The sequence below is a fragment of the Klebsiella sp. CTHL.F3a genome, assembly GCF_019890895.1.
Lineage (GTDB): Bacteria > Pseudomonadota > Gammaproteobacteria > Enterobacterales > Enterobacteriaceae > Klebsiella > Klebsiella grimontii.
In genome coordinates, this window is sequence record NZ_CP082360.1 from 2,149,286 (window position 1) to 2,164,564 (window position 15,279).

At 55.3% G+C, this 15,279-nt stretch carries 10 protein-coding genes and 1 tRNA gene; 5 read left to right on the forward strand and 6 right to left on the reverse strand.

The window, feature by feature from the left end:
• Positions 1-102 precede the first annotated feature (102 nt).
• Positions 103-178 (forward strand) — tRNA-Asn (locus K7H21_RS10125).
• Positions 179-1,002: 824 nt separating this feature from the next.
• On the opposite strand, the gene K7H21_RS10130 is transcribed toward K7H21_RS10125, so the two are convergent.
• Together K7H21_RS10130 and K7H21_RS10135 are read right to left on the reverse strand one after the other, a co-directional pair.
• On the reverse strand, positions 1,003-2,457 hold the full coding sequence (locus K7H21_RS10130; protein ID WP_004122234.1) for an AMP nucleosidase: 1,455 nt from the start codon (positions 2,455-2,457) through the stop codon (positions 1,003-1,005).
• Positions 2,458-2,588: 131 nt separating this feature from the next.
• Positions 2,589-2,846 (reverse strand): histidine kinase, encoded by a 258-nt coding sequence (locus K7H21_RS10135; RefSeq protein ID WP_004122231.1) that lies wholly within the window; start codon positions 2,844-2,846, stop codon positions 2,589-2,591.
• A 177-nt stretch (positions 2,847-3,023) separates the two neighbouring features.
• Between K7H21_RS10135 and K7H21_RS10140 the strand changes: the two genes are divergently transcribed.
• The gene (locus K7H21_RS10140) at positions 3,024-4,559 is read left to right on the forward strand and encodes an alpha/beta hydrolase (protein WP_409418091.1); all 1,536 of its coding nucleotides are present in this window, start codon (positions 3,024-3,026) and stop codon (positions 4,557-4,559) included.
• On the opposite strand, the gene K7H21_RS10145 is transcribed toward K7H21_RS10140, so the two are convergent.
• Positions 4,551-5,483 carry a nucleoside recognition domain-containing protein gene (locus K7H21_RS10145; RefSeq protein WP_004122226.1) on the reverse strand — a complete coding sequence of 311 codons (933 nt, stop codon included), beginning with the start codon at positions 5,481-5,483 and terminating at the stop codon, positions 4,551-4,553. The genes K7H21_RS10140 and K7H21_RS10145 overlap by 9 nt on opposite strands.
• Positions 5,484-5,710: 227 nt before the next feature.
• On the opposite strand from K7H21_RS10145, the gene pagP reads away from it, so the two are divergent.
• The gene (gene pagP, locus K7H21_RS10150) at positions 5,711-6,286 is read left to right on the forward strand and encodes a lipid IV(A) palmitoyltransferase PagP (RefSeq protein ID WP_004122223.1); all 576 of its coding nucleotides are present in this window, start codon (positions 5,711-5,713) and stop codon (positions 6,284-6,286) included.
• Between the two features lie 167 nt (positions 6,287-6,453).
• Here the strand turns inward: pagP and K7H21_RS10155 are convergent, their stop codons facing one another.
• The 3 genes from K7H21_RS10155 to K7H21_RS10165 are packed head-to-tail and all read right to left on the reverse strand — an operon-like array spanning position 6,454 to position 11,563.
• Complete coding sequence (locus K7H21_RS10155; RefSeq protein WP_162626068.1) at positions 6,454-7,377, reverse strand: acyltransferase; 924 nt, start codon at positions 7,375-7,377, stop codon at positions 6,454-6,456.
• A 38-nt stretch (positions 7,378-7,415) separates the two neighbouring features.
• On the reverse strand, positions 7,416-10,478 hold the full coding sequence (locus K7H21_RS10160) for an efflux RND transporter permease subunit (protein WP_223035750.1): 3,063 nt from the start codon (positions 10,476-10,478) through the stop codon (positions 7,416-7,418).
• The gene (locus tag K7H21_RS10165) at positions 10,478-11,563 is read right to left on the reverse strand and encodes an efflux RND transporter periplasmic adaptor subunit (RefSeq protein WP_004122212.1); all 1,086 of its coding nucleotides are present in this window, start codon (positions 11,561-11,563) and stop codon (positions 10,478-10,480) included. The genes K7H21_RS10160 and K7H21_RS10165 overlap by 1 nt, the downstream gene beginning before the upstream one ends.
• Positions 11,564-12,095: 532 nt before the next feature.
• On the opposite strand from K7H21_RS10165, the gene K7H21_RS10170 reads away from it, so the two are divergent.
• Positions 12,096-12,527 (forward strand): universal stress protein, encoded by a 432-nt coding sequence (locus K7H21_RS10170; protein ID WP_004122209.1) that lies wholly within the window; start codon positions 12,096-12,098, stop codon positions 12,525-12,527.
• Between the two features lie 50 nt (positions 12,528-12,577).
• Positions 12,578-15,265 (forward strand): cation-transporting P-type ATPase, encoded by a 2,688-nt coding sequence (locus tag K7H21_RS10175; protein ID WP_112166266.1) that lies wholly within the window; start codon positions 12,578-12,580, stop codon positions 15,263-15,265.
• The last annotated feature ends 14 nt before the right edge of the window (positions 15,266-15,279 follow it).

Here is a 15,279-nt window from a genome sequence, read left to right on the forward strand (position 1 = left end):
TTTTGCCCAAAGTGGAGAATTATTCGGCAAACGGTTTGAAATGTGAAAACAGCCTTTGACAAGGTGGGGCGCCATCGATAATATGCGCCCCGTTCACACGATTCCTCTGTAGTTCAGTCGGTAGAACGGCGGACTGTTAATCCGTATGTCACTGGTTCGAGTCCAGTCAGAGGAGCCAAATTTAAGAAGCCCGCTTAAGGAAACTTAAGCGGGCTTTTTGCTTTCTATTCCATAGACACGAGGGTGGCGACGACGGGGCACAGAAAAACATACCCTGCGTACCATCAGGTTTTTAAAACCAGGATACAATAAGGGAAATTAGCCCGATCGCGACCGTCCAGAAAAAAAGAGTTGCTAATATAATAAACAGGCGGATATTCCCTATGGTTAATTTCATAAAGCTGTCTTCCCTACTTTTACGAAAATAGTACATTGCCGATCGCGATTGATAAGCGTATCCATGGTTGCTTACAGTCGACATGCGCAATTTTATCTCTGGTAATGTCGTAACAAGATGTTTGTTGCAAGTAACCTGTCGCTATTAAAGGATAATTCCAGGGTAGAGTAGCGCCCATAGATAACTCTTTGATTATTTTGATCTCTCTTTGGCGCTGTCTATTTTGTATGGTTGTTTTGTAACCTGTGAATTTCTGTAATAAATTTAAAGGGTTACGAGACTCCATGCAAGTGTTAAGCAGGCCACGGCTGGGCGTTTTATGGCTACGGGAAAAATGATACCGAAGTGTTAATTAAATGTTTATTTTTTTAATCGGCGTAGCGGATTTTTAATTGCGGCAGTTTGGCAATAATATTTCGCGGATAGGCAATATGGGCGTGTTCTGCGGAATTTTTACCACAAAAGAAAATAAATCCTTTATTTTATAACGGCAGGAGAGTGGCTATTGACCCTCTGCCGAATGACTCTTCTTGGCTAACGCTCAGTCCGGAAAGTGTAAATATTTCACGCCATCCGGACTGAGTTTATTCTGCGCGTATTAGCGCTTAGCGGAACGGCGGTTCGTTGAAGGTTCTCAGCTTGCGCGAATGCATGTGGTCACCTTCGGCACGCAGCAGGTCAATCGCCCGGATACCAATCTGCAAATGTTCGGAGATAGCCCCTTCATAGAAGCGGTTCGCCTGGCCCGGAAGCTTAATTTCGCCGTGCAGCGGTTTATCGGAGACGCACAGCAGGGTGCCGTAGGGGACACGGAAGCGATAGCCCTGGGCGGCAATAGTCGCGCTTTCCATATCGATAGCCACCGCGCGGCTGAGGTTAAAACGCAGCGCCGAGGCCGAGTAGCGCAGCTCCCAGTTACGATCGTCGGTGGTGACCACTGTTCCGGTACGCAGCCGCTGTTTAACTTCTTCACCGGGCATGCCGCTGACCTGCTTCGTGGCATCGTAGAGCGCGCGCTGAACTTCGGCAATGCTCGGAATCGGGATATCCGGTGGCAGCACCGCATCCAGCACATGGTCGTCGCGCAGATAGGCGTGGGCCAGCACGTAGTCGCCGATATTCTGGCTTTCACGCAGGCCGCCGCAGTGACCAATCATCAGCCAGACGTCCGGACGCAGCACCGCCAGATGGTCGCAGATATTTTTGGCATTCGCCGGGCCGACGCCAATATTAATCAACGTGATCCCCTGGCCGTCTTTGGTGATCAGGTGCCAGGCGGGCATCTGGTGCTTTTTCCACGCCAGATCGGAAATCGCCTCTTCCGGCGCCTCCGTGTCCGCTGTTATCCAGATCCCCCCCGCGCAGGAGAGGGCGATATAGGGACTCTCGGGATCGAGAATTTGGCTACAGCCCCAGCGCACGAACTCATCGACGTAGCGGGTGTAGTTGGTAAACAGCATATACGGCTGGAAATGATCAACCGGCGTGCCGGTATAGTGACGCAGGCGCGCCAGCGAGAAATCGACTCGGCGGGCGTCGAAGTGCGAAAGCGGATAGTATTCCGTCGAATGAAACAGGCCATCGGCGGTTTCATCGCCAATTTGCGACAGTTCGGTGGTGGGGAAAAAACGCGTCAAGCCGGCGCTCATTGAACGGTCGAGCGTAAGCTCTGAGCCATCAATGACGTACGGATAGGGGATCTCATGCTGCGATAGCCCGACGGTAATCGCGGCATCGTAATCCTGATACAGCATGGTGAGCTGTTCCAGCAGATAGGCGCGAAACAGTTTAGGGTTAGTAATAGTGGTGGTATAGCAACCGCTATGGGTAAAACGACCCCAGGCCCGGGTTTTTAACGCTTTATGTTCCGCTCCGTCCCACGATACCGACAGCTGCGGGTAAACGAACAGCCCTTCCGCACGGGCGCTATTCTCGGGAAGGATATTGTGGTGGATATAGTCGCCGATGGCTTTACGCAGCGCATTGACCGATTTTTCATAGAGCGCTTCGAGTTGCGTAAGCGCCTGTTCTGGGGTCAGCCTGGCGGCTTGCTGGTTCATGACTTACTCCTTGTTTCTGCTCTGCTGACGTTTTGCTTAGTATGTCACAGGCTGAACCAGGCGTAGGACAATTTCACCCGCTGAGTTGAGAAAGTACTGAGATTAGAACCGGTTGATGCTGAGTACGTTGCTTAATGCGCGGTGATATTCATGATGGCCCCCCAGCGTTCAGCGCTGAAATGCGTGGCGTTGAGCACTTTAATCGTGATCGATTTATCGCCATTGATGCAGTACAGCGCGTTAGCCAACGGCGTGAGCTTATCGCCTTCCTGTAAACGTCGGCCGCAGGGCGTGAGTTCGGCAATGATCGTTAACTGGCCGCTTTGCAGAACCGCGTGGGCATGTGTAGACGTCGAGGTCTCGCGTAGTTTCTTAATCCACCATTCCATTTGTTTATTCCTGACCTGTTACACTCCGGCGATAATTCATGTTTGCTCCTCGTCTGACAATAAGAACAGGCGGTTGGTTTAGTCTATGTTTAATAAGTGAATCGCAGGATCGGATTCGCTCTGAGTAATACCACCCGGCCTGGCAGTTAAAGAGATAATTCGGACAGAAATATGGCAATGATGCGTTTTACCCGCCTGCTGAATAAGTCGGGCTTAAGAATGGTCTCAGTGGCGAAAAAAGCCATCATTGGGCTGCTGGTGGTCGTGATAGTCTTTTTTATTGGCCGTATTTACGAGTCGCAGCGCGGCCCGGCGCTGCACCGCTGGCATACCTGGACGGCGAATGAAATGACCGCCAGCGAGATTGACCACGCCACTTTTGCTGAATACCAGGCGCGGGAAGCGGCGATCTTCCGCGATATGAAAAGCAAAATTACCGATACGCTGAGCGACGATGAAAAAACGGCCATTAACCGCTTTTACGCGCAAAGCCTGGTCTATCCGGATAAGTTTCATCCCGACTGGAACCGCTCCTTTATTCTGCTGCCGCAGGGCAAACCGCGCGGCGCGGCGGTGCTGCTCCACGGCCTGACGGATTCGCCCTACAGCGTACATTATCTGGCGCAGCGCTATCAGCAGCTGGGATTTGTCGCCGTCGCGCCGCGTCTGCCTGGACACGGGACCGCCCCCGGCGCGCTCACCGCGGTGGACCGTGAAGAGTGGATAGCGACGACCCGGCTTGCGGTGCGCGAAGCGACGCGGCTGGCGGGGGATGACGCGCCGCTGCACGTGGTTGGCTACTCCAACGGCGGGGCGCTGGCGCTGAAGTACGCCCTCGATAGCCTTGAGGATAAATCGCTACGCCGGCCGCAGCAGGTCATCCTGCTGTCGCCAATGATTGGCGTGACCGCATTTGCCCGTTTCGCCGGGTTGGCCGGTTTACCCTCTGTGTTTCCGGCCTTCGCCCGCGCGGCATGGCTGAACATCGTGCCGGAATTTAACCCCTATAAATACAATTCGTTCCCGGTGAAGGCGGCAAGGCAGTCGTGGCTATTGTCGCAGGCGCTGCAGCAGCAAATCGTGCAGGAAGCGCAGAGTAAGCGGCTTTCTGAACTGGCGCCGGTATTAACTTTCCAGTCGGTGATGGATTCTACGGTCAGCACCCGGGCGGTGGTGGATTCGCTCTATCGCTATCTACCGGATAACGGTAGCGAACTGGTAATTTTCGATATTAACCAGGCGGCGAATTTGCGCGCGTTATTCCGTCCGTCGCTCTATTCGGCGGTGAATACGTTATTGCCGCCGGCGCCGCGGCCCTACGGCACCACGGTGATCACCAACGCCGCGCCCGACACCTACGAGACGGTGGCCCGCACCACGCTTGCCGGGACGCGAAGCGAAACCGTGACGCCGCTGCATATCGCCTGGCCGCAGGATATGTACTCCCTGTCGCATGTGGCGGTGCCGTTCCCGCTGAGCGATTCGCTCTATGGCCGCGAACCGGCGGAGAAAAATCGCTACGGGATCAGCATCGGGACGATCTCGTTGCGCGGAGAAACCGCCACGCTGAGCGTCGGGTTGGATACGCTGATGCGCGTCACGTCCAACCCCTTTTTCCCGTGGGTGATGGTGAGAATTAACCATCATATCGCCTGTAGCGATCGGGCTGATATCGCTGCCTGTCTTCGCCCAGAGTCGGCAGCGTCAGAATAGCGTAAGATGCATCACGGTACGGATGGCGATCCCGGCGATTGCGCCGGTCGCGGCGAAGCGGAACAGGCGTACGAAGCGCGAGCTGACGCCCAGAAAGATGCCGATGCCGGGGAGGTCGAAGGTCTGCACCAACAGGCCCGCCGAGGCGTTGATCTGGCTTACGGTCACTTTACCCTGCTGAACGAGCTCGGAGACCACGCCAAAGTAGGCCGTACCGCCGGCCACGCATTTGACCAGCGCCGGCAGCACGAAGTTAACCGGAATATTCAGCCACAGCAGCAGCGGCATCAGCAGGCGCTGGAGCATCTCAATCAGGCCCGCCGCCTGCATGAAACCGACGATAGCCAGCGACAGGATCAGCATGGGCACCGCGCCGAGGGCCAGGCGAATGGCGTCGGCGCCGGCGCTGTTGATAACGGCGATAATCCCCTGGTTATTTTGCTCGGCCTCAGGCAGCGCTTCGGCCCGCGCGTTTTCAACCATTGACAGCCTGCGGCCGGTGATATGCCAGGTGACCGCGGCGGCGCACAGTCCGCCGACAATCGAGATGACGATAGAGGCCAGCCAGTGCAGGCCGAAGGGCGTTAACGGATAAAACACGTTGCCTTGGCCCATGGCGAAAAGCATCGCCAGCGTGGCGGCCATCTGCCGATCCGAAGCGCCGCGTTTATCCATAATCGCAAGAGTTGCCAGCGGGGCGGCGAAGCTGACAAAATTCATCTGAATCAGGGCAAACGCGCTCATCCCGGTTAAGCCGAACGGCTTAAGCAGCGGGGCGAGCCAGCGAACGATAACGTCCAGTACTCCGCGTACTTCGAGATATTTCATCACGATGAGCATGACGACCATGATTGGCAACAGCGTATAAAGCGCCACATCGACGGAGGTTTTCCCCGCCGACATAATAATGCTGATGAAGTCCATCTATTTCTCAATCACTACGGACAGAAAGGATAATTAGCGCCATCATAATCCCAGCGGCAAGGAATTGAAATCGCCGTGGCGGTTCTCACTGTCCTGAAATGGGCGCTTAACTGGACTTGCATTTAGCCCCTGGCCGGTGCAGAAAATTTGTTTGCCGATATTTGCAAAGCCTGTTTTTTGTTCCCAAACTGAATGAACACCGGGCGACTTTCTTTAAGGATAAAACTATGCAACGTTGTCTGCGGGTAGCGTGGGGAATTGTGTTTATTTTCGCCTTTTCAGTACAGGCTGAAACTAAAATATACGGCGAGCAGCGCGTCAGCGGCTGGTGGAACTGGCTAAAAAACGATGTCTCTCAGACCTGGAATGAGCCGCAAAACTACGATCTTTATCTGCCGTTTCTCAGCTGGCACAACCGCTTTATGTACGATAAAGAGAAGACCGATAACTATAATGAAATGCCGTGGGGTGGAGGATTTGGCGTGTCCAGATATAACCCGGAGGGGAACTGGAGTTCGCTCTACGCCATGATGTTCAAGGATTCGCACAACGAGTGGCAGCCGATTATCGGCTACGGCTGGGAGAAGGGCTGGTATCTTGATAGCCGCCGTGATTTTCGCCTTGGTCTTGGCGTCACTGCCGGCATCACCGCCCGCGATGACTTCGCCAACTACGTGCCGCTGCCGATTATTTTGCCGCTTTTCTCTGCCAGCTATCGCCGTCTGAGCGTGCAGTTCACCTATATTCCCGGCACCTATAACAACGGTAACGTGCTGTTCGCGTGGCTGCGCTACGGTTTTTAAATGCGTGGGCGGCGGTGGCCTGAACCTTTATCAGGCAGGCGTTTGGTTTTATGTCGGGGGGGCGGTTGCCGCCTTACCCGACCTACAAAGATCGGCTCCAGCCTGAAGTTGTATCCTTCCCCTCGGTCCGGTAAGGCGGCGTCCGCGCGGCCAGAAATCAAAGATCGTCAAATCGTAATCACTTTTTTGACCACCGAATTGGAGAGCGCCAGCATCGAAATCAGCACCGAAGTAATAAACGTGAGGACAATCAGCATTAATTTTGTCCCCAGCGAGTTAATCGGGATAAACGCAGTGAGCAGGTGAAAAACGGAGTAGTGGAGAATATAAACGCCGGTCATCGTTTTGCTAATGGTAGCGAGAAGAGTCTCTTTAAACTCGCTGTTTTTACGAAAACGCACGCCGTTGGCCGCAATAACCAGCGCAACAACCAGAATATAAATTTGTGAACCAGTCAGAATGAACGCATTTCTGTCGGCCTTAAACAGGGCGAAAAAGAAATGCCGCTCGTAAAACCAGGTGAAAAGATAAATAAACGGAATGGCGATCATCGCACCTTTGACCACTTTTTCACGCCTGAGCCAGTCGGCGACCAGCGGGTCGCTGAACAGCTGACCGGTCAGATAAAATAGCAGCCAGGTCCACAGGCGGTACTGCGGCGCCAGGCTTAGCGGATGAATATCAGGGTACAACGCGGATAAAAGATCGTAACCATACGAGAACAGCAGCAGGGAGAACACCGTGGCAAAGAACGCTGCGCGTCTTTGGCTGAGCCACTCGATAACCGGGTGAAAGGTGTAAATGACGATAAACGCAAATACAAACCATGGCTGGATAAGATAGCCGCGCTGGTAGGGCTCCCAGAGATAGTACACCGTCATCCAGAACAGAAAGACGATCACCACGCTCTTGATTTTGCCCAACTGCCATTGTGAATCATGGCGAGACTGCGAATCCAGATAGCCCGCTACCACAAAAAACAGCGGCGTGGCGATAGTCGAAATAAACGTCAAAAACCCGAGGATCCAGTGATAGTCATAATCATAGCTATCCCAGGTGTTGTAAATGGTGAAGAAAGTCACCGCCGTCATGCATCCCAGCGTTTTAATAATATTTAAACCGGTACTATTCATGGTTGTCGCTTCATGTCCTTATTGTGGAAACAGGCGTAAATCACCGGCAGAACCAGCAGCGTCAGAATAGTAGCAAAACCCAGACCAAACATAATAACAACCGCCATGCTCTGGAAGAAAACGTCCAGTAATAGCGGCGCCAGGCCGAGCACGGTGGTAAACGCCGTCAGCAGGATCGGGCGCAGACGCGAAGTGGCGGCATAGATAATGGCCTCCTGTTGCCCTTTCTCCTGCTTCTGCTGTTCAATCTCTTCTACCAGCACGATGCCGTTACGGATCAGCATGCCGCTCAGGCTCAGCAAGCCGATTAACGCCATAAAGCCAAAGGGGATGCCGGTAAGCAAGAAGCCCGGCGTTACGCCAATCAGCGCCAGCGGTACGGTCAGCCAGATCGCCACCGCGTTTTTCAGTGAGCTGAACATCAGCACGGTAATCACAAACATCACCAGGTAACCCAGCGGCAGGGTAGTGAACAGACCCTGCTGCGCCTCGCTGGAGTTCTCCGCATCGCCGCCCCACTCAATGCTGTAGCCGTGCGGCAAAGCGATCGTATCAATCTGCGGCTTCACGCGGGACAGGATATCCCCCGACGTCTGGTTGCTAAGCGGATCGGGATCGGTCTGCACCGTCAGCACGCGGCTGCGGTCGCGGCGCAGGATAAGCGGATCTTCCCATTCGAGGTGAAAACCGCTAACCACGTTACTGAGCGGAATATACTGCTGGCGGCTCTGGCTCCAGACCAGCACGTTGTTCAGGTGATTCGCGTCCTGGCGCTCAGCGGCCGGGGGGCGGACGACCACTGGCAGCAGGTCGGCTCCCTCGCGGTACAAGCCCGCGCGGCTGCCGGAGAAGTTCATCTCCAGCGCGTTATCAATATCCTGTTTATCTACCCCCAGCTCGCGCCCAAGCGAGGTGGAGTACTGCGGGCGGATGACTTTGCTGCGGTTTTGCCAGTCATTCCGGACACCATCGGTAGCCGGATCTGCGGAGAGAATATCGCCAACCTGGCTGGCGAGCAGGCGCAGGCGGTCGGGGTCCGGACCTTTAATCCGCACCTCAATGGCGCTGTCGCCGGAAGGGCCGAACATCACGCGTTTCGTGCTGGCGTTTACCTGCGGGTAGTTGCGCGCAATATAGCGATCAACATGCTGCGTCAGGGCGGCAATATTGCGCTGATCGTCCATGCGCACCATGATTTGCGCATAGTTGCTGTACTGCCGTTGTCCGCTATAGGTGAGGATAAACCGCATGCTGCCCTGGCCAACGGTGGCCACGGTGGTGACCACCCCGGGCTGGCCGTTAATGGTGGTCTCAATATCGCTGGTCATCTTTTCGGTGGTCGCGATATCGGTACCGTACGGGAGCCAGAGATCGACAAAGAAAATCGGCGTATTTGACGAGGGGAAAAAGTTTTGCCGCACCGATCCAAACCCCCAGATAGCGGCGGCCAACAGCGCCGCCATGACGGTCAGGGTGAGGGTTTTGCGCAGCAGAAGGGCTCGCAGAGCCTGCTGATACAGGCGGTAAAAGCGCCCGCCGTACGGGTTGGCGTTGGCCTGCGCTACCGGCTGTGATTGATTTTTAAACAGCCACCATTTGATTAGCACCGGCGTGATGGTCAGCGCCGAGAACCAGCTCAGCATGAGCGAAATCAGCAGCACCTGGAACAGCGATTTACAGTATTCCCCGGTCGAGTCCTGCGACAGGCCAATCGGCGCAAAGGCGAGAATGGCAATCACCGTGGCCCCCAGCAGCGGCAGCGCTGAACGGCGGATCACATAATTTATCGCTGTAAGCAGCGTAGACCCCTGCTGGCGGGCGATCAGCACCCCTTCAACGATGACGATGGCGTTATCAACTAGCATACTGAGGGCGATAATCAGCGCCCCCAGCGAAATGCGCTGCAGCTCGATGCCCCACAGATACATGATCAGCAGCGTGCCGAGCACGTTGAGCGCCAGCGACAGGGCGATAATAATGCCGCTGCGCACGCCCATAAAGATCAGCAGGACCCCAACTACAATCGCCAGCGCCATCAGGAAGTTAGTGATAAAACCGTTGACCGAGTGGGCGACTTCCGCCGCCTGATCGTAGAACAGGTCAATGCTGATCCCGGCCGGTTTTTCCGCCGACATTTGCTCCAGCTTGCTCTCCAGCGCGCGGCCAACATCAATCACGTTAACCCCGGGAATAAACGATACCCCCATGGTGACCGCCTGGCGGCCGTTGGCATGGTAGATGCTGGCGGGCGTTTCGCTCAGCCCGCGCGATAGCGTGGCGATATCGCGCAGCCGCGTCGCCGTTCCCGAACCGTGCGGGCTGATTAACAGGTCGCCGAGCTCATCGAGATTGGCAAATTCCCCCGTCGGGTGCAGGCGGATCGACTCGCTGCCGGATTTAATCTCGCCGGCGTTAGAGACCACGTTCAACCGGCTGAGGATAGCCGCCAGCTGGTTGAGCGTGATGCCGCGGGCGGCCATTTTCGCCAGCGAGATATCGATGTTGATTTGTTGAGGGATCGCCCCGCCGATAGCGACTTTACCGACGCCGGGAACCAGCACCAGCTCGCGGCGCAGCTGCTCGGCGTAGCGAACCAGTTCAGGATTGGTAAAGCTCTCGCCGGAGATAGCAAAGAAGAAGCCAAAGACATCGCCAAAATCGTCATTGACAAATGGGGAGGAGACCCCGGGAGGAAACTGACGGGCGGCGTCGCCCACACGGCGGCGCAGTTCATCCCAGATTTGCGGCAGCTCGCTGGAGTGGTAGTGCGAGGCGATATTGACGGTGATTTGCGACAGGCCGTTGGAGGAAATTGAACTGACGTTGTCGAGATATGGCAGCTGCTGCAGCGCGTTCTCGAGCGGCAGGGTGACTTCTTCTTCAACCTGCTGCGCCGACGCGCCGGGATAATGGGTGATCACCACGGCGGTTTTAATAGTAAACGCCGGGTCTTCCAGGCGGCCAATATTCAGCAGGGCGAAGATCCCCCCGATGCCCAGCAGCAAAATAGTCAGCCAGACGCGGATCGGGTTGTTAATAAACTGGCGGGAGATATCCATTACAAACCTCGTTCACGCGTCCAGATACGAACCGGCTGTTGCGCATGCAATTCGCTGACGCCTGCCGCCACGACACGCTCGCCGACGCTGAGCCCTTCGGTGATCACCACGCCCTGAGAGGTGACCTGACCAACGCCGACTTTTCTCTCTTCCAGCTTAAGCTGGTCGCCGCTGCCCTGAACGACCCAGACGTGGGGGTCATTGCGCGGGCGATTATCCGGGTTAAACACCGCTTCGACCGGCACCACCACCGCATTTTTACCGGCGCTGGCGGGCAGGTTCGCCAGGTTGATTGTCACCGTTCCGCTCACGCCGCCCACCGCGGGAAAGTCGGCCGGTCGCGGCATGGTCAGGATGATTTGCCAGGTGAGCGTATTGCTGTCGCTGCTGCCGGTGTGCTCTTTATATTCAGCGGTAAACTGGCGGTCCGGCATGGCGTTAATTTTGACGACCGGACGATACTGCGCGTTGCGAATATCGAGCGCGGTAAAGAGATTTTCCGGAACGCTAAACACCACGTCGAGCAGATCGGTTCGCGTCAGGGTCACAATTGGCTGCCCGGCGGCAACCACCTGATGGTTACGTACCGGGACGTAAGCGGCAACGCCGCTGAACGGGGCGGTCAACGCCATTTGCGACAGCTCTTCGCGGGCGATTTTCAGCGCGGCGTTGGCAGCGTCGCGGTTGGCCCGCTGGATATCCATTTCCGCCTTTGAAATCGCCTGGCGACCGGCCAGCGTCTGGAAACGATCGAACTGCCGCTGGGCGAGGGTAGCGGCGGTCTGCCGTTCATTCACGCGCTGCTGCGCTTCTCGTGCGCTGAGGCGGGCAAGGGTCTGCCCCTGAGTAATAGCGGCTCCCTGACGCACATCAAGCGATTCAATCTGCCCGCCGCGTTTAAATGATAAATCGGTGGAGTCCCCGGACTCAATGCGGGCGGGGAATACGCGCTGCTGTGAATCACCGATGGCAACCACCTCGGCGACTTTAACCATCCGCGGTAGCGGGGTAATTTGAGGTGCTTTCCGATCGCAAGCCGTTGTTATTAAAATAACAAGCGGAATGAGAGAAAAATAACGGTTCACTGTATTCCCCTCGGAGTTAAAGGCTATGTTTTACATATTGTTCACAATCGCTGGTTTTATTCAGCGAGCGCCGAGACAACGAAATAGGTAATTAACCCGGTAGCCGTACAAGCGATTATTGCCAGGGCAATAAACAGGCTCAGGCGAAACAGACTGTAACCGAACATCGTTCCTCCTTTAGCTTAAATAGCTGGCTAAGTAAATTCTTATCTTAATAATTATCGTGGGGCGCCAGAAAACGAGCAAGCCACTGATAATGAGGATAGTCGTAGTAAAACGGAAATGTTAAAAAGAGCAAAAATTATGGCGATGTCGACGATTTTACCGGGTTTGTAGTCGAATTGTCTGGCGGTGCCAGGCTCTGTGATATTTTTCAATATATTAATTGGCTGCTTAATAATGTTAACCGTGGTGTGCTACGTTTAATTATAGCCACGCATCTAACAGATCTTGTTCTTGAGATTGCTTCCTCAGCGCCATTGCCTGGGCTGTTGTCACCACTTTTTTTATAGGTAATAAAAGGATTGTCTCTATGTATAAAAATATCCTCGTGCCGGTTGATGTGTTTGAAATCGGTCTTGCCGACAAGGCCATATCTCACGCCCGATTCCTTGCGCAAAGCTCTGCTGGAAAGATTCATCTCCTGCACGTTATCCCCGCTTTTTCCCCGATACTGACGCGCGGTTTTATTTCCGATGCACGGAAAATGGAAGACTATCTGGTTAATACATCTAAAGAAAAGCTGGATGAGCTCAGTAAAAAACTCTCGCTGGCGGAAAACGATATCGAGATTCATATACGCAGCGGCAACATTCGCGATGAAGTGACCAAACTGGCCGATGAGCTGAAGGCGGATGTGGTGATCGTTGGTTCGCGCAATCCCAATATTCAGACCCATCTGCTGGGGTCAGAGGCGGCAGGTATCGTTCGTTATGCCCATGTTCCGGTTTTTGTGGTGCGTTGAGGACGGCCTGAGGCTGTCCTGATTTCCGTTACAGGAGTGAGGAGATAACTATGAATACAGAAAAACCGGGCGGCCCGTTTTATCAGCTCTCCGTAGAAGAAACGCTGACCAGCACCAACAGCACCCCGGAAGGCATCAGCGGTGCCGAGGCATCGGCGCGCTTGCAGCAGTATGGTGAAAATGCGTTGCCGCAAAAGGCCGGGAAGCCGGCGTGGCTGCGCTTTCTGGCGCATTTTAATGATGTGCTGATTTACGTCCTGCTGGCGGCGGCGCTGCTGACGGCGGTCATGGGCCACTGGGTAGATACCCTGGTGATTCTGGGCGTAGCGGTGATTAACGCGCTGATCGGCCATATCCAGGAGAGCAACGCGGAGAAATCGCTCCAGAGCATTCGCAACATGCTTTCCAGTGAGGCGGTGGTGATTCGTCAGGGTAATCATGAAACGATCCCGACTACCGCTCTGGTTCCCGGCGATATCGTGGTGATCCGCGCGGGCGATCGAATACCTGCCGACCTGCGGGTTATCGAAGCGCATAATCTGCGGGTGGAAGAGGCGATTCTGACCGGTGAATCGACGGTGGTGGAAAAAAACACCGAGGCGCTTAGTGGCGAACTGCCGCTTGGCGATCGCACGAATTTGCTGTTTTCCGGCACCACGGTGAGTTCGGGCGGCGGAAAAGGTCTGGTGGTGGCGACCGGCGGCGATACCGAGCTGGGCCACATTAACCAGATGATGTCGGATATCGAAAAACACCGTACTCCGCTGCTGGTGCAGATGGATAAGCTCGGTAAAGCCATTTTTATCATCATTCTGGTGATGATGGCCGCGCTGTTTGTCTTCAGCCTGCTGTTCCGCGATATGCCGGTTTCCGAGCTGATGCTGTCATTGATTAGCCTCGCGGTGGCGTCGGTGCCGGAAGGGCTACCGGCGATTATCTCGATTATCCTCTCGCTTGGCGTACAAACCATGGCCCGGCAGAAGGCGATTATCCGCAAACTGCCGACCGTGGAAACCCTCGGCGCGATGACGGTGATCTGCTCGGATAAAACCGGGACGCTGACCATGAACGAGATGACGGTCAAAGCCGTTATCACCGCCGATAAGGTTTATCGGGTAGAAGGCGACAGCTACGAGCCGGTAGGGAATATTCATCCGATCGATGAACCCGCCCCGATAACCGTTGCTCCAGGCACGCTGCTGGAACGCTATCTGCGCACCATCGATCTGTGTAATGACAGCCAGCTTATCAAAGATGAAAGCGGGCTGTGGAAAATTACCGGCGGCCCGACCGAAGGGGCGCTGAAGGTGCTGGCGGCGAAAGTCCCGCTCCCGGCGGTCAACACCGAGCTGCGCAGTAAAATACCTTTCGATTCACAGTACAAATATATGTCGACGCTGTACCGCATTGGCGATGAAGAGATGATTTTGCTTACCGGCGCGCCCGATGTCCTGTTTCGCCTGTGTCAGCATCAGCAAACCGACCATGGTCTGGAGCCGCTCGACCAGCCTTACTGGGAAGCGAAAATCGAAGAGTACGCGCGGGAAGGGCTGCGGATGGTGGCGGCGGCGTGGAAACCGGCAGCCACCGGACAAACGGAGCTTGGCCATCAGGATTTACAGCAGGGCGTCATTCTGCTGGGGATCGCCGGGATGATGGATCCGCCGAGACCGGAGGCGATTACGGCGATCGGCGACTGCCTGCAGGCAGGGATCCGCGTGAAGATGATCACCGGCGACCACCCGCAAACCGCCATGAGTATCGGCAAGATGCTGGGGATCGGCAATGCGGAAAACGCCATTACCGGACGCGAGCTGGAGGTGATGGACGATATTCAGCTTAGTGAAGCGGCGCAGAAATTTGATATTTTCGCGCGTACCAGCCCGGAAGATAAATTCCGCCTGGTCCAGGCGCTGCAAAGCAGGAAAGAGGTGGTCGGGATGACCGGCGATGGCGTGAACGATGCCCCGGCGCTGAAGCAGGCCGATGTCGGGATCGCCATGGGGATTAAGGGCACCGAAGTGACTAAGGAGGCCGCTGATATGGTGCTCACCGATGATAACTTCGCCACCATCGCCAGCGCCGTCAGAGAAGGGCGTCGGGTATACGATAACCTGAAGAAAACCATTCTGTTTATCATGCCGACCAACCTGGCGCAGGGACTGTTAATTATTATCGCGCTGCTGGCGGGGAATTTAATACCGCTGACGCCGGTGCTGATCCTGTGGATGAACATGGCGACCTCCGCCACGCTGTCGTTTGGCCTGGCGTTTGAAGCCGGAGAGAAGAACATCATGCGGCGTCCGCCCCGCGATCCTAAGCTGCACGTAATGGACGGCTTTGCTATCTGGCGGGTAATTTTTGTCGGTTCGATGATTGCCGTTAGCGCCTTTGTGCTTGAGGCCTGGCTGCAGCCGCGCGGCTATTCGCCTGAGTTTATTCGCACGGTGCTGTTGCAGACGCTGGTCACCGCCCAGTGGTTCTATATGCTTAACTGCCGGGTTGCGGATGGCTTCTCATTGAGTAAAGGGCTGCTGGCGAATCGCGGCATCTGGATTGTCAGCGGGGTGCTGCTGGTGCTGCAGCTGCTGATTATCTACGCGCCGTTTATGCAGATGCTGTTTGGTACCGAAGCGCTGCCGTTCCGCTACTGGGTGATCACCTTTATTATCGGTTTTGTCATGTTCCTTATTGTAGAGGTTGAGAAACCGCTGACCCGGAGATGGCGCACCGCCTGATCCTTACCCTGAGG